Genomic DNA, 14,747 nt, shown 5'->3' with positions numbered 1-14,747 from the left:
TTTGATGATTGACCGCGAAACCACCCTGCTAGGCTCCGTGCCTACCGGCCTGCTGATCAACGGGAAGTGGGTGGAGGCGTCCGACGGCGGCACGTTCGACGTCCACGACCCCGCCACCGGGGAGGTGCTCGCGACCCTCGCGTCGGCCACGAGCGATGACGCGGTCGCCGCGCTGGACGCGGCAGACGCCGCCCAAGCCGCGTGGGCCCGCACGGCACCACGGGTTCGGTCCGAGATCCTGCGCCGCGCCTTCGACCTGGTGACCGAACGCGCCGAGGACTTCGCGCTGCTGATGACCCTGGAAATGGGCAAACCCCTGGCCGAAGCCCGCGGCGAAGTCACCTACGGCGCCGAATTCCTGCGCTGGTTCGCCGAGGAAACCGTCCGCGACTACGGCCGCTACCTCACCACCCCCGAAGGCAAAAACAAGATCCTCGTCCAGCACAAACCCGTCGGCCCCTGCCTGCTCATCACCCCCTGGAACTTCCCCTTGGCCATGGCCACCCGCAAGGTCGCCCCGGCTGTCGCCGCCGGCTGCACCATGGTCCTCAAACCCGCCAAACTCACCCCGCTCACGGCCCAGTACTTCGCCCAAACCATGCTCGACGCCGGCCTGCCCGCCGGGGTCCTGAACGTCGTCGCCTCATCCTCGGCATCCGGGATTTCCGGGCCGCTGCTGAAAGACTCCCGGCTCCGGAAAGTGTCCTTCACCGGCTCCACCCCGGTCGGCAAGCGGCTCATGGCCGACGCCGCACAGAACGCGCTCCGCACCTCCATGGAACTCGGCGGGAACGCCCCGTTCATCGTCTTCGACGACGCAGACCTCGACAAAGCCGTCGACGGGGCCATGGCCGCGAAGATGCGGAACATGGGCGAAGCCTGCACCGCGGCCAACCGATTCCTCGTCCACGAAACCGTCGCCGCCGAATTCACCGCCAAGTTCGCAGCCGCCATGGGCGCCCTTAACACCGGCCGCGGCACCGACCCCGCCACCCAGGTAGGGCCGCTCATCGACGCCGGCGCCCGCGACGACGTGCACGCCCTGGTGACTGCCGCCGTCGATGCCGGGGCCGTGGCAGTGACCGGCGGGGCGCCCGTGGATGGGCCCGGCTACTTCTACCAGCCCACCGTCCTCGCGGACGTCCCCAACGACGCGGCGATCCTGGGCCAGGAAATCTTCGGCCCCGTCGCACCCGTCACCACCTTCAGCACCGAGCAAGACGCCATCCGGCTGGCCAACGCGTCCGAGTATGGCCTCGCCTCCTACCTCTACAGCAGGGACTTCAACCGGCTCCTCCGGGTGGCCGAACAGATCGAGTTCGGCATGGTCGGGTTCAACGCCGGCGTCATCTCCAACGCCGCAGCGCCCTTCGGCGGCGTCAAACAATCAGGCCTGGGACGTGAAGGCGGGTCCGAAGGCATCGCCGAATACACCACCACCCAATACATCGGCATCGCCGACCCCTACGCGAACCAGTAACAACACCAAACTGGACCACCTTTAAGCTGCGGGACCTTGGACATCCAGGGTCCCGCAGCCGTCTACCCGCGCCGTTTAACTGCCGTAAAGAAGAAGCAGACCCCAACCTGGCTTCAAGCTACTGACCAACGTGTGTCAGCTTCGCCTCCAAATCCGCATTACCTGCCACAGCAACGAGTCGCCCTTGATCGCTAACCCGACACAAAAAACCCCTGGAGAAGCCAGCCCGCTTTGCAAACGAGGGAACCGGAAGAGCTCGACCGGGGTGGGTAAGCTCCCAGTTAACTTGCGCGGGTGGAACCAGCTCAAAGAAATCTGGCAACAGTGTTCAGTAGGCAGAACTACACCCAGTATGCTGAACGCATGACTTCCACCAAGACTGTGGCTATTGCCGTCCCGCTCGAAGCAGAGCTTGTGGACCGGATCCGTGCCGTTGATCTCTCCATCACCGTCCTCTACGAGCCGGACCTCCTGCCGCCGGAGCGCTACCCGGCCGACCACGCAGGGGATCCGGCCTTCAAACGGACGGGTGAGCAGGAAGAGCGCTACTGGGCGATGCTCAACAGCGCCGAGGTGCTGTACGGCTTCCCCAACGAGGGCCCTGACGGTCTGGCGCGTATCGCCCGGGAAAACCCAAGGCTCGAGTGGGTCCACGCGATGGCGGCCGGTGCGGGCGGGGCGGTCAGGGCGTCAGGCCTTGAGCAGGACATCCTGCAGAAGTTCAAAATCACCACCTCCGCCGGGGTGCACGCCCTGCCCCTCGCAGAGTTCGCAGCGATGGGAATCCTCAACGGCTTCAAGCGCAGCGCCGAACTTGCCCAGGACCAGGCCGCGAAGGCATGGCCCAGCCTCCGGGTCCCCACCCGGCTGGTCAACGGATCGACCCTGGTCATCAGCGGCCTCGGGGAAATCGGACTGGAAACGGCCCGGATCGCAAGGGCCCTGGGAATGAAGGTCAGCGGCAGCAAACGAAGCGTGGAGCCCATCGACGGAATCGACCAGGTTGTGGACAACGCCGGGCTTCCTGCCCTCCTGGCCACGGCAGACGCCGTCGTAAACACCCTGCCCGGAACCGCCTACACGGAAAAGCTGTTCAACCGGGAGATGTTTGCCGCCATGAAGCCCGGGACCACGTTCGTCAACGTGGGCCGCGGAACTGTGGTGGACGAGGATGCGCTGCTGGATGCACTGGAAAACGGCCAGGTGGGCTACGCCTGCCTGGACGTCTTCGCCGTGGAGCCGTTGCCGCAGGACAGCCCCCTGTGGAACCACCCCAAGGTCATGGTCTCACCCCACACCTCGGCCCTCAGCGCCGCCGAGAACCGCCTCATCACGGAGCGGTTCTGCGGCAATCTCCGGACGTTCCTCGACGGCGGGGACCTGCCCCACCTCGTGGACACGGTCCACTTCTACTAGGACTGGGCGGAGAACCGGTGCGCATCGCAAGACTGAAAACAGCAGCAGGCCCGCAGCACGCGATCGAACGCGACGGGGAATGGCACCACATCATCGACCCGTTTGAGGAGACCCTCCGGTACACCGGCGGCGCCACCGCACACAGCGAGGCCACGTTCCTCGCCCCGGTGACGCCCGCCGTCGTCCTCGGCATTGGCCACAACCGGACCTTGAATGACCATCACCTGCCCATCCAGGCGTGGCACAAGTCCGTCCACACCGTCGCCGGGCCGGGAGACGCCATCACCGCTGTCCGCGGTCACGGCACGGTCAATGCTGAGGGTGAACTCGCCGTCGTGATCGGCAGGACATCAGCAAACCTGACCGCGGAAAACGCCCTTGAGCACGTCCTCGGCTACACCTGCGTCAACGACGTCACCAACGTGGACCAGAACGCGGTGGACGAGCGGAACTTCCAAGGCAAGGCCGGCCTCAACTACACACCCATAGGCCCCTGGATAGAAACCGGACTGGCGGACCCCGAAAAGGTGGCCATCGACGTCTACGTCAACGGAACAGCCAAGGCCACCTCCGGGACCTTCAACCTCCCCTCCTCGGTAGTGGACTGCCTCATCTACGTCACCTCGTGGCTGACCCTTGAACCCGGCGATGTGGTGATGACCGGCGCCCCCGCAACAGTGGTACCCATCGGACCCGGGGACCGGGTGGACATCGTAGTGGAGGGCATCGGCACCCTCAGCAGCACGGTGGACTGACGGCAAACAACCGAGGCCGCCGGCGCCCTTATGATGGATTGCGTTCAGTTGACTGAACGAGCAGCGAAGTCTGCCCCGGCGACCTAAGGAGAATCATGGCCGATTCCCATGCCCCGTCTTCATCGGAAAAGCCGGGAGCCTCCTCGCCGGCGCCGGCTGTCACCCGGGCAGCAGCCGTACTGGATGCCCTCGCCGCCTCGACGACCGGCCGGCTGACACTAAGCGACCTTTCACGCGAAGTGGGCATTCCCAAGTCCTCCACCTCCAACCTCCTGCTGGCACTGGAAGAGGCCCGGCTGATCAGCAGGCAGGGTGCGGAATTCACCCTGGGCCGCAAACTGGTGGAACTGGGCGCCGCCTACCTTGGGCGGATGGATGAGGTCCAGGAGTTCTACCGGTACTGCGAGCAGGCTTCCGTCCTCTCACGCGAGACGGTCCGGATCGCGATGCTGGACGGCACCAATGTTATCTACCTGGCCCGGTACGAGGGCCATCCCGCGGTGCGCCTGACCTCCAACATCGGCGACAAGATGCCCGTTTCCCTCTGCGCGGTGGGCAAGGCCCTGATCGCCCGACTCAATCGGCACGACATCGAGGAGATGTTCCCCGACGACGCCGAACTGCCCGTCCTCACGCCCAAGTCCCTTCGCACCGGGGCGGAACTGAAGGCCCAGCTGAGCGAAATCCGCGAGCAGGGCTTCGCCTTCGAGGACGAGGAATCCACCACGGGCGTGGTGTGCCTGGCTGTCTCCGTCCCCACCCGCGGAGCTCACGGCCCCAGCCTGGGCCTCTCGGTAACCGCCCTCAAGGCCACCTATACCCATGAGCAGGGCTCCCAAATGGTCAAGGAACTGCAGGAACTGGCCCACTCGCTGGGCAATCCGATGGGCTAAGCGCACCCGAACTATCGGCTTTTCGTAACTCAAATCCGAAAACTGTTGCCAGTCGTTCAGCTTGCTGTATTGTGTTCAGCATAGTGATCGACACAACAGGTGTTGTCGCTATCCCACCAGGCCAACGGGGGCCTGGAGTGCATTAGAGGGAGTTTTCGTGACAACTCGTACTAACTCACCGCAGGCCACCACGGACGGCGCCGTCGTCGATCCGGACCAGCTGCGAAGGGCAACACTTGCCAGCTCCGTGGGCTCCGCCCTGGAGTACTACGACTTCTACATCTACGGCCTGGCCTCGGCCCTGATCTTCGGCCCGCTGTTCTTCGCGCCTCTCGGCGAGAGCGGCGCCGTCATCGCTTCCTTCGCCACCTACGGCGTCGGCTTCGCGGCGCGGCCCTTCGGCGGCGTGGTCTTCGGCCACATCGGGGACCGCTTCGGCCGCAAGATGGTGCTCATCCTGACCATCGGCCTGATGGGCCTGTCCAGCTGCGCCATCGGCCTCCTGCCCACCTTTGAACAGGCGGGAATGCTGGGAGCGGTGCTCCTGGTGACGCTGCGCATCCTGCAGGGCCTGGGCGCCGGTGCCGAGCAGGCAGGTGCCACCACCCTCATCTCGGAGGTGGCCCCGCGCCGTCGTCGTGGTTTCTTTGCCTCCCTGCCGTTCGTGGGCATCCAGCTGGGGACCCTGCTGGGCGCAGGCACCTTCGCCCTGATGGCCCTGGCGGACAAGCAGGTCCTGCAGGGCTGGCTCTGGCGCGTTCCGTTCCTTGCCAGCATCATCCTGATCGCGATTGCCGTGTTCATCCGCCTCCGGCTCAAGGAGACCCCCGTCTTCCAGGAACTGGAGAAGCACAAGGCCGTGGTCAAGAACCCGGTGGGCCAGATCTGGAAGCACTCCAAGAAGAACGTGCTGGTCGGCATTGGCCTCCGCATGGGCGAAAACGGCAACTCGTCCATCTACTCCGCACTGCTGGTGTCCTTTATCAGCATGCCGGCCGGCGTCTTCCCCGGTGACAAGTTCATCGGCCCCACCGGCCTGCTGATCGCCGCGGGCTTCGCAGCGGTGCTGGTCGTTGCCTTCGGTGCCCTTTCCGACCGCTTCGGCCGGGTTCCCGTGTACCGCTACGGTGCACTCTTCCAGGCCGTCATCGCCCTGCCGGCCTTCTACCTGGTCACGCTCGGCAACGTCGCCCTGGTCTGGGCGGTCATGGTCGTGGGCATCGCCCTCGGCGTGCAGTCCATGCTTGGTCCGCAGTGCGCCCTGCTCCCGGAACTCTTCGGCTCCCAGCACCGCTTCACCGGCGTGGCCCTGAGCCGCGAACTTTCCGCGGTGCTCGCCGGCGGCTTTGCCCCGATGATCGGCGTCGCACTGCTGGCGGCAACCAACCACTCCTGGCTGGTTCCCGCGATCTACTCGCTGGTCCTGGCGGCAATCTCGTTCGCCACCACGTTCTTCACCCCGGAAACCAACGGCCGCGACCTGGTCCTCGTGGAGGACGCCAGGTAAACAACGGCAACGCCTCCCCCGCCCCGACGAGTCCCGCACCACAGCGTGCCGGGGTTCGTCGGGCTGGGCCTGATGGGGCACCGAGGGCCGCCAACCTGCTCAAGGCAGGGCGGCAGGTCACGGGATGGAACAGCTCCCCCGCCCAGCACCTCGACACCGTAGTTATCCCGGCCAGCGGCTTTGGCGAAAGCCTTGAGCCTTCTGGCTTCAGTGCGATGGTGACGGCGAAGTAAATTTGTGGCGATGCCGAAGAGCCATGGCCTCGCATCTTCCCACTGATGGTCAAAGGATTCCCGGCTTTCAAATGCCACCAGGAAGGTTTGTGCCATGACGTCATCAGCAACGGATTCCCCGCCCTGGTCGCCGCATACCTATGCACCGAACGGCAATACTTGTCGTACAGTTCGGCAAAGGCTTGAAGATCCTCGCGGGATCTATGGATGAGTTCACTGTCGGTCGTCACAAAGAAGTATTGCCCCCCATCCAAGAAAGAGTTCACGGAAGCTTAGCTGGGGTCGGTAGGGGCTCCGCCCGCGCAGCGATTACGCGGCCGGCGGGGATGTTCCTATAGACAAGGCCCAGCTTCACTGATGTCCCGAGTTGGCTCGGTGCCGTATAAGCTCTGCTTGTTTGGGGGCCGTCAAGGCGCGCTCCTGCATGCTAGAAGGAGCGCGCGCATTGAGCTATGACCAGCAGTATTCCCACCGGCAGCCATGGCTTTCTGAGCCAGGCCCTGACGGAGGTGTCCTCTCCCCGCTCGACGCTGAGAAGTCGCGGAGGTGGCGGCTCGTCCTGGGGTGCAGCTCCGTGTTCCTGGGCCTCATGTCCGGCTTCTACGCCTATACCAACATCTCCGCGCTCATCCGCGTCATGGATACCGTCGCGAGGCCCGGGGGCTACATCCCCGGCGATGCCATGAGCCGTGCCGTCGCGATCATCGGTGTCTTCTGCGTGCTTTCCCTCGCCTACGTCGGAGTAGGGACCTGGAACATCGTTACCCGGCTCTCCACAGCCAAAGCACCCCTGATCGCCGCGATCGCCCTAACGGCAGCGGCATTCATCCTGATCGTCGTCTACATGACCACAAAGTCGCCCGGTGGAGTCGAATACAGCGCTCTCGGCCTGAACGCGCTGATCATCTCCCGATGCGTCATTGTGATGCGGATGAAGAAGGTCGCTGCTTATCAGGCAACTGCCGAACGAGCCAACTGACAAGGCGATCTGTGGCCTTCGGGGATAGATTGCCGGAAGTATGCTCGTCGAAGGTCTTCTTCATCAACGTTTGGGGGTTAGGTGCATGCGGTTCACCGCGGGCATAGCTGTGGCTGTCGCTGGCAGCATCTTGTTGATTGGTGCTGCCCCGTCGATGGCATCGGGGGATGTCGTTGATGTTGGCCAAGGGCCCCTCGGCGTCGTTATCGACGCCGACGGTACCGCTTATATAGGCGATAGCGGGGGCGTAAGCGTTCTTCCCGCGGCGGCGAGCAAGCCAACCAAGACGCTCATGACAGGCGTCAATCCGCACGGGATCGCGATAGGCCCCGACGGTACCCTGTTTGTCGAGGGGTCGGCCCTCGATGATCAGCAGGAAAAGCTCGCGGTGATTCCGAAGGGCTCCTCTGCGGTGGCGCGCACGATTCCCCTCAGTTTCGGCGCCCACCTCATTTCCGCCGCGGCCGACGGCACTGTTTTTGTTCCGAACCCAGAACTGGGGACAGTGTCAATCATCCCGCTGGGAGCCGACGCCCCGGCTCACGACGTCACCGTCGGCAACAATCCCAAGGAAGTAGCCATAGCCCAGGACGGCACCGCCTACGTGACCAACCAGGGCGGCGGGACCGTCTCGGTCATCGCCCCGGGCGACGGCACGGTCTCACGCACCATTGACGTCAGGAAGACAACTGACAGCGCCGGCGCTCCCCACGGGATCGCGGTAGGCCCGGACGGCGCGGTCTACGTCACCAACATCACCTCAAACGACGTCGCAGTGATCAAGCCGGGAGAGTCAGCTGTCTCCTATCGTGTGCCGGTTCCAGGCGGACCAAAGGAAATCGCCATCGGCCCGGACAGCACTGTCTATGTTCTTTCTGAGAACAGCAGCCTTAACGTCATCGCACCAGGGGAAACAAGTGTCCGCCGCAGCCAGCCGACGGCCCGGAACCCCGGACATCTCGCCGTCGCTCCCAACGGGTCCGTCCTGGTCACCAACACCGCCGATATGTCCGTGACGGTCTTCCCGGCCCAGGACCTGAGCATCCCCGCGCTAGCGGCTGTCAAAGCCCAAGCCGCAGAGGCTCAGACTGGGGCTGAGGCTGAGGCCAAAGCAACAGAACCCACGGCTCAGGCCACCTCAGACACCACGGGGAACGGCATCATGTCCAATCTTCCGGTCATCGTCGGCACGGTGGCCGCGGCCATCCTCGTAGGTGCCGCCGCGCTGATCCTGGCCGGCAGAAGGCGCAGGCGTTCTGAAGCTGCCCAGGAGGCAGCCACATTAGAGCCATCGGCAGAGGATCCTGAAAGATCTCCAGTCCTTTCGGATCACACACCAAACTGAGCGTCCGGGTTTCCGTGGTGCGGCCAACGGCCCTTCCGTGTTCGACAAGGATCCTTCGAAGGGGATGGGCCGGCGTTGGCGTTAGGGCAGCTGCCCTAGCTGCATTGACAGCTGACCTCTTGTTCGTCAGCCAGCCCGGGACAAGTCCCGTTTAGGGCTGTAGTAAATTTCGCGGGCAATGAAGCGTTTGAGGCAGCGGATGGCGTCGCTTTACCACCCCGGTGGCCTCATGCGGTTCGATTTCCGGAAGACACCGGAATAGGTGCCACACCGTAGAGACTGCGGGTAGGTCAGGAACGACTCCCCTGCCACGTCCTATTCTCCTCAGTGCGCAGCGGGGGATCATGACCGGCGGCCTTGCTGCCGGCCGGGTGCTGGAGCCGGTGGGCCACTCCTATGGCTTCCGCCGACGTCCACCTGTATCCGGAACTCGTGGCGCAAGGCCTGGGGCGACCTGGACCCGGCCGCGGCGCGGAAGGCTGTTGCCAATCTGGCCCATCATTGAGCTGCGGGACCCCCGATGACCCGGGGGTCCCGCCGTCGTTATTGACGCTAAAAGTGGGCCATTCCGACCCCGGTCCACGGGTTCGAAAGCGGGCCAGCCTGCTATATCCTGTTCTTCTCCCGTCCGGGCCAGGGGAAGGCAGGACACAGCACGTCGAATGGCCCTCAGTGACAACCAGCAACCAATTTTCCAAACCCGCTTCAGCCAACATCCCCAGCGATGATTTCCTCGATTGCCCCACCGGGCTTGTGGAGTACTACTTCGACGAGGGTGTTTTCCACTGGTCGGACGGCTTGTACCGCATGTACGGCTTTGAACGGGGCGACGTGGTCCCGTCCATGGATATGGTGCTTCCCCACATCGAGCCTGAAGACCGGCCAAGAGTCCAGGCCTATTGGGATCACGTTTCAAGCGTTGGCGGCCCATCGTCGATCTACGTGTCCATTCGGGACCAGAAGAACAACCAGCACAAAATGCTTTTCTCAGCGGACCATATCCTGGACGGTGACAACGCGGTTGGCGTCTGGGGGGTCGTGGTGGACCTCACCACGTCCATCCACTCGGACCGGCATCAGCTCGCCACCGAGGCCGTGGCCGCGTCCGCCCGCAACAGGGCGGTCATCGAACAGGCGAAGGGCATCCTGATGGGGCGCACCGGCGTCACCGCAGACCAGGCATACGAGCTCATCAGCCAGCTAAGCCAGGACACGAACCGCAAGGTCTACGCGGTTGCGCAGGACATAGTTGACCGCGCCACCGTCCGCGCCGGAGATCCGGAGAACCAGAGCCATCCCCTGCTGTAACCGCAGGGCAGAACAGCCCGTTTCATACAGCAGTGGAGGCCAACGACTCCCGCAATGCCGCGTCGGCATCCCGCAGGACCTTCGCCGCCACTTCAAGCCCCTCGATCCGGCCCAGCGAAATGTCTTCATGCTCGATGTTGACCAGCATGTCCGGATCCACGTCATGCAGGGCGCGCAGGAACTCGGTCCAGTAGGCGGTGTCATGGCCACGGCCCAGGGCCACGAAGTCCCAGGCGGACTTCCGCGGCCATTCGTTGGCCCATTCGTCACCGTCCAGGTTGGTGCGGTTCTCCTCCGGGGAAAGGCGTCGGAAGCTGTCGTCCAGCACTCCGTAAAGGGCCGCGTTCCCCGGGTTGATCCGGACATCCTTGGCCGCGGCCTGGAACACCAGCGGGCCAAGTTCACGGACCACTGCCACCGGGTCCATCTGCTGCCAGAACAGGTGTGAGGCATCAAGCTCCACCCCCACATGGGTGGCGCCGGTCACCTCAATCAGCCGGCGCACGTCCGCGATGTTGAAAACCAGGTTCTGCGGGTGCAGTTCCAGGGCCACCTTGACCTCGAGTTCGCGCGCCAGCTGGTCGATCTCTTTCCAGAAGCTGGCCGCAATCCCCCGCTGGTAATCCAGGACATCCAGAGCCGCCGAGTTCCAGGCGTTCACGATCCAGTTGGGAACAGTCGCCCCCGGTTCGCCTCCGGGCAGGCCGGACATGGTGACCACCCGGGTCTGGCCCAGCCGGTGGGCCAGCCGGATTGAGCGGCGGATGTCCTCGGCATGCTTCTCCCCGATCTGCGGGTTGGGGTGAAGCACACGCGCCCTGCCGGCAACCCGCCGTCGTGACCTTCTTTAGGCTAAAGCGCCAGGCGTGGGCCTTCCGGGACCGAGTGAGCGGACGTGACGACAGGCAAGGCATCGGTGAAAGCCTCGACGACGGCCATCTGGCCGGTCGAGTCGGGAACTCCCGGGTACTGGACATGGGCGGCTTCCACCGGCTCAGCCTGCGGCTCCTCCGCCCGCATCCGCACCAGGGCCACCGCGGAGATGAGGAACCACGCCACGTTGGTGACTACGGACGGCCAGGCGCCATGCAGGGTGCCGTTGATGATGAACGCAACGGAACCGAAAAGATTCGCGGTCTGGAACCCCTTGCCTGCCTTCAGCCAGCCCATGGATACGGCCAGGTAGGCACTGAGAATCGCAATAGCGCCTGCCCATCCGGCGACTTCCCACAGCAGGTTCATGGCTTCCTTTCAAAAGGTCCCCGGGCAGTATCCGGGCAGGATTTAGGAGGGTAAAACGGGGGTTGTTGTGCCGGATGCCGGGTTACTCAAGCCTTGTTCGGGCGAGGACCTCATGCTGCTCCGCGGGATAATCATACCCTGCGGCGGGAGGTCGATTTGACCGCGGACCTGCGTCGTCCCCACGTCTGGACAAGACCCCCGCCGCGTAGCACGATCGGAGCTGTGACCAGCAGCCCACCCACCGACCCGTACCTGCGCGAACTCATGCAGCTGCGCCGCGTCAAGGACCGGATGGACAGGGAATATGCCCAGCCGCTCGACGTCGAATCCCTCGCCAGGGATGTCCACATGTCCGCCGGCCATTTCAGCCGCCGCTTCAAGCTCGCGTACGGGGAATCCCCCTACAGCTACCTCATGACGCGCCGGATTGAACGGGCAATGGCGCTGTTGCGGATCGGTGACCTCAGCGTCACCGACGTGTGCTTCGCCGTCGGCTGTTCCTCGCTGGGAACCTTCAGCACCCGCTTCAGCGAGCTGGTGGGCATGCCGCCGAGCGTCTATAAACAGGAGGCGCAGCATTCGACGGCGGGGATCCCGGCCTGCGTGGCGAAACAGGTCACCAGACCGGTCAGGAATCGAGAAGCGCCTACCCTGGAGGCGCAAATAGCATGACTGACATGAACATCAACATTTCCTCAACCTTCCTTCCCGCCACCGATCCCGACGCCTCGCTGGCGTTCTACCGCGACGCCCTGGGCTTCGAAATCCGCAACGACGTTGGCCGCGGCACCATGCGGTGGATTACCGTGGGCCCCGCCGGCCAAAAGGACGTTTCCATCGTCCTGTGCCCCCCTGCCGTGGACCCGGGGATCACCGACGACGAGCGCCGCACCATCGCCGAAATGATGGCCAAGGGCACCTACGCCACCATCGTCCTGTCCTCCCCGGACGTGGACGCCGCCTTTGCCAGGGTGGAGGCTAGCGGGGCCGACGTCGTCCAGGAACCCATCGACCAGCCCTACGGAATTCGCGACTGCGCCTTCCGCGACCCGGCCGGCAACACCGTCCGCATCAACCAGCAGTCCTAGGCATATAAACAGTTACGTATACAAGGACGACGCCGACGCGGGGCTGCCAGCGCAGCCCCGCGGCGGTGCCGCTCCACGAGAAGGGGGACACCTTGAGCACGGACACCAGCATGGACCCGGGGACGGAAACGTCGCCGGCCGGACTCCATACCGCCGATACCCACGACCTCATCCGCGTGCAGGGCGCCCGCGAGAACAACCTCAAAGACATCAGCGTTGAGCTGCCCAAGCGGCGGCTGACCGCCTTCACCGGCGTGTCCGGCTCCGGCAAGAGCTCCCTGGTGTTCGCCACCATCGCCGCCGAGTCGCAGCGGCTCATCAACGAGACCTACAGCGCGTTCGTGCAGGGGTTCATGCCCAGCCTGGCCCGCCCCGAGGTGGACCGCCTTGAAGGACTGACCACGGCGATCATCGTGGACCAGGAACGCATGGGCGCCAACCCGCGGTCCACCGTGGGCACCGCCACCGACGCCAACGCCATGCTCCGCATCCTGTTCAGCCGCCTGGGCAAGCCGTATGTTGGCCCGCCCACGGCGTTCTCCTTCAACGTGCCCACCCGCAAGGCCAGCGGCATCATGAGCACCGAGAAGGGCGGCCGGGTGGAGAAGAATGTGGTCCGCCAAGTCACCTACCTGGGCGGCATGTGCCCGCGCTGCGAGGGGATGGGCAACATCAGCGACATCGACCGGACCGCGCTCTACGACGATTCGAAGTCACTGAACGAGGGCGCGCTCACCGTCCCCGGCTACTCCATGGAGGGCTGGTACGGGCGCCTGTTCGAGGGCATGGGCCTGCCCATGGACAAGCCGATCGCGTCCTTCACCAAGAAGCAGCTGGACACGATGCTGTACGCCGAACCCACCAAGATCAAGGTGGAGGGCGTTAACCTCACCTTCGAGGGCGTCATCCCCAAGATCCAGAAATCCATGCTCTCCAAGGACGTGGAGGCCATGCAGCCGCATGTAAAGCGCTTCGTGGAGCGGGCCGTCACCTTCGCCACCTGCCCGGATTGCGGAGGCACCCGGCTCACGCCCGAGGTGCTCGCGTCACGGATCAACGGCAGGAACATCGCGGACCTGTGCGCCATGCAGATCAGCGACCTCGCCACGTGGATCCGCGAACTTAACGAGCCCTCCGTCCGCCCCCTGCTCGCGGGGCTCCGCGACCTGCTAGACGCCTTCACCGAAATCGGCTTGGGCTACCTCTCCCTGGACCGCCCCGCCGGCACACTGTCCGGTGGTGAGGCGCAGCGGACCAAGATGATCCGGCACCTTGGCTCCTCGCTCACCGACGTTACCTACGTGTTCGACGAGCCCAGCATCGGCCTGCACCCGCACGACATCGAGCGGATGAACACCCTCCTGCTGCAACTGCGGGACAAAGGCAACACGGTTCTGGTGGTCGAGCACAAACCGGAAATGATCGCCATCGCCGACCACGTGGTCGACCTCGGACCCGGCGCCGGGACAGGGGGCGGCGAGATTGTCTACGAGGGCGACGTCGACGGGCTGCGTTCCAGCGGCACCATCACAGGCCGCCACCTGGGCGACCGGGCCCGGCTGAAGGGTTCCAGCAGGACCCGCAAGGGGGCTCTGGAGGTGCGCGGCGCTTCGACCAACAACCTGCGCGATGTGGACGTGGACGTGCCGCTGGGCGTGCTCTGTGTGGTGACAGGGGTCGCCGGGTCCGGCAAGAGCTCGCTGATCCACGGCTCACTGGCGATGCGTGACGGCGTCGTCGTGATCGACCAGGGGGCCATCAAGGGCTCCCGCCGCAGCAATCCCGCCACGTATACCGGACTGCTGGAACCTATCCGCAAGGCATTCGCCAAGGCCAACGGCGTGAAGCCGGCCCTTTTCAGCTCCAACTCGGAGGGTGCCTGCCCCACCTGCAACGGCGCGGGCGTGATCTTTACCGAGCTTGGTGTGATGGCCACCGTCGAATCGACCTGCGAGGACTGCGAAGGCCGCCGGTTCCAGCCTGCCGTCCTCGAATATACTCTGGGCGGCATGAACATTGCGGACGTCCTGGACCTGTCAGTGGAGGCCGCACTGGCCTACTTCGCGGAGGGTGAGGCCAGGACACCTGCCGCCCACAAGGTCCTGGAACGCCTGGCTGACGTCGGCCTGGGCTACATCACCCTGGGCCAGCCCCTGACCACGCTGTCAGGCGGCGAGCGCCAGCGCCTGAAGCTGGCCACCCAGATGGCCGAGGCCGGCGACGTCTATATCCTTGACGAGCCGACAGTGGGGCTCCACCTGGCCGACGTCGAACAGCTCCTGGGCCTGCTGGACCGGCTGGTGGACTCCGGCAAGTCGGTCATCGTGATTGAACACCACCAGGCGGTGATGGCGCACGCGGACTGGATCATCGACATCGGGCCAGGCGCGGGGCACGACGGCGGCAAAATCGTTTTCGAAGGAACGCCGGCCGAATTGGTGGCCGGCCGGGAGACGCTGACCGGGCGGCACCTGGCCACCTACGTGGGCGCCTGAGCCGGA

The 14,747-nt window shown here is 64.8% G+C and carries 13 protein-coding genes and 1 pseudogene; 11 read left to right on the top strand and 3 right to left on the bottom strand.

Features of this window, described 5'->3' with window-relative positions; all coding sequences use genetic code 11:
* The first annotated feature begins 4 nt into the window (after positions 1-4).
* From ACTJK0_RS12250 to ACTJK0_RS12230, 5 genes are all read left to right on the top strand, one after another.
* Positions 5-1,480 carry an NAD-dependent succinate-semialdehyde dehydrogenase gene (locus ACTJK0_RS12250; RefSeq protein ID WP_440745410.1) on the top strand — a complete coding sequence of 492 codons (1,476 nt, stop codon included), beginning with the start codon at positions 5-7 and terminating at the stop codon, positions 1,478-1,480.
* Between the two features lie 363 nt (positions 1,481-1,843).
* Positions 1,844-2,896: a D-2-hydroxyacid dehydrogenase gene (locus ACTJK0_RS12245; protein ID WP_440745346.1), complete on the top strand. Its 1,053-nt coding sequence runs from the start codon at positions 1,844-1,846 to the stop codon at positions 2,894-2,896.
* Positions 2,897-2,913: 17 nt separating this feature from the next.
* Positions 2,914-3,651: a fumarylacetoacetate hydrolase family protein gene (locus ACTJK0_RS12240; protein ID WP_440745345.1), complete on the top strand. Its 738-nt coding sequence runs from the start codon at positions 2,914-2,916 to the stop codon at positions 3,649-3,651.
* A gap of 95 nt (positions 3,652-3,746) precedes the next feature.
* Positions 3,747-4,544 carry an IclR family transcriptional regulator gene (locus ACTJK0_RS12235; protein ID WP_440745344.1) on the top strand — a complete coding sequence of 266 codons (798 nt, stop codon included), beginning with the start codon at positions 3,747-3,749 and terminating at the stop codon, positions 4,542-4,544.
* A 157-nt stretch (positions 4,545-4,701) separates the two neighbouring features.
* Positions 4,702-6,051 (top strand): MFS transporter, encoded by a 1,350-nt coding sequence (locus tag ACTJK0_RS12230; RefSeq protein ID WP_255173930.1) that lies wholly within the window; start codon positions 4,702-4,704, stop codon positions 6,049-6,051.
* Here ACTJK0_RS12230 and ACTJK0_RS12225 read toward each other — a convergent pair.
* Positions 5,955-6,383 (bottom strand): annotated as a pseudogene (locus ACTJK0_RS12225) (RNA polymerase sigma factor); the annotation flags it as partial. The gene ACTJK0_RS12230 and the pseudogene ACTJK0_RS12225 sit on opposite strands and share 97 nt — an antisense overlap.
* A 346-nt stretch (positions 6,384-6,729) precedes the next feature.
* Between ACTJK0_RS12225 and ACTJK0_RS12220 the strand changes: the two are divergent.
* The 3 genes from ACTJK0_RS12220 (at position 6,730) to ACTJK0_RS12210 (ending at position 9,916) form a co-directional block, all read left to right on the top strand.
* Positions 6,730-7,263 (top strand): hypothetical protein, encoded by a 534-nt coding sequence (locus ACTJK0_RS12220; protein WP_440745343.1) that lies wholly within the window; start codon positions 6,730-6,732, stop codon positions 7,261-7,263.
* Between the two features lie 292 nt (positions 7,264-7,555).
* The gene (locus ACTJK0_RS12215) at positions 7,556-8,608 is read left to right on the top strand and encodes a Vgb family protein (protein ID WP_440745342.1); all 1,053 of its coding nucleotides are present in this window, start codon (positions 7,556-7,558) and stop codon (positions 8,606-8,608) included.
* Positions 8,609-9,280: 672 nt separating this feature from the next.
* Positions 9,281-9,916 (top strand): ANTAR domain-containing protein, encoded by a 636-nt coding sequence (locus tag ACTJK0_RS12210; RefSeq protein WP_440745341.1) that lies wholly within the window; start codon positions 9,281-9,283, stop codon positions 9,914-9,916.
* A gap of 22 nt (positions 9,917-9,938) precedes the next feature.
* Here ACTJK0_RS12210 and ACTJK0_RS12205 read toward each other — a convergent pair whose 3' ends face one another.
* Positions 9,939-10,727, bottom strand: a complete 789-nt coding sequence (locus tag ACTJK0_RS12205; RefSeq protein ID WP_440745340.1) for a sugar phosphate isomerase/epimerase family protein — start codon at positions 10,725-10,727, stop codon at positions 9,939-9,941.
* A gap of 41 nt (positions 10,728-10,768) precedes the next feature.
* Positions 10,769-11,158 (bottom strand): CBU_0592 family membrane protein, encoded by a 390-nt coding sequence (locus ACTJK0_RS12200; protein WP_110542220.1) that lies wholly within the window; start codon positions 11,156-11,158, stop codon positions 10,769-10,771.
* Positions 11,159-11,422: 264 nt separating this feature from the next.
* Between ACTJK0_RS12200 and ACTJK0_RS12195 the strand changes: the two genes are divergently transcribed.
* From ACTJK0_RS12195 to ACTJK0_RS12185, 3 genes are all read left to right on the top strand, one after another.
* Entirely contained in the window at positions 11,423-11,830 is a 408-nt protein-coding gene (locus ACTJK0_RS12195) for a helix-turn-helix transcriptional regulator (protein WP_440745409.1), read from the top strand.
* Positions 11,827-12,246, top strand: coding sequence for a VOC family protein (locus ACTJK0_RS12190; RefSeq protein ID WP_440745339.1), 420 nt, complete (start codon positions 11,827-11,829; stop codon positions 12,244-12,246). Before ACTJK0_RS12195 ends, ACTJK0_RS12190 begins: the two co-directional genes overlap by 4 nt.
* Before the next feature lie 110 nt (positions 12,247-12,356).
* Positions 12,357-14,741, top strand: a complete 2,385-nt coding sequence (locus ACTJK0_RS12185; RefSeq protein ID WP_440745408.1) for an ATP-binding cassette domain-containing protein — start codon at positions 12,357-12,359, stop codon at positions 14,739-14,741.
* Positions 14,742-14,747 lie beyond the last annotated feature (6 nt).

It is taken from the genome of Paenarthrobacter sp. 22069 (assembly GCF_052046035.1).
In the GTDB taxonomy this organism is placed as follows: Bacteria; Actinomycetota; Actinomycetes; order Actinomycetales; family Micrococcaceae; genus Arthrobacter.
Note: the sequence above shows the minus strand (reverse complement) of the source record. Positions and strands in the feature narration are given on the sequence as shown.

Excerpts from the sequence above, each read along its gene's own strand:
- ACTJK0_RS12250 (WP_440745410.1), top strand. The coding sequence starts at position 5 with ATGATTGACCGCGAAACCACCCTGCTAGGCTCCGTGCCTACCGGCCTG.
- ACTJK0_RS12245 (WP_440745346.1), top strand. The coding sequence starts at position 1,844 with ATGACTTCCACCAAGACTGTGGCTATTGCCGTCCCGCTCGAAGCAGAG.
- ACTJK0_RS12235 (WP_440745344.1), top strand. The coding sequence starts at position 3,747 with ATGGCCGATTCCCATGCCCCGTCTTCATCGGAAAAGCCGGGAGCCTCC.
- ACTJK0_RS12215 (WP_440745342.1), top strand. The coding sequence starts at position 7,556 with ATGACAGGCGTCAATCCGCACGGGATCGCGATAGGCCCCGACGGTACC.
- ACTJK0_RS12200 (WP_110542220.1), bottom strand. The coding sequence starts at position 11,158 with ATGAACCTGCTGTGGGAAGTCGCCGGATGGGCAGGCGCTATTGCGATT.
- ACTJK0_RS12195 (WP_440745409.1), top strand. The coding sequence starts at position 11,423 with ATGCAGCTGCGCCGCGTCAAGGACCGGATGGACAGGGAATATGCCCAG.
- ACTJK0_RS12190 (WP_440745339.1), top strand. The coding sequence starts at position 11,827 with ATGACTGACATGAACATCAACATTTCCTCAACCTTCCTTCCCGCCACC.
- ACTJK0_RS12185 (WP_440745408.1), top strand. The coding sequence starts at position 12,357 with ATGGACCCGGGGACGGAAACGTCGCCGGCCGGACTCCATACCGCCGAT.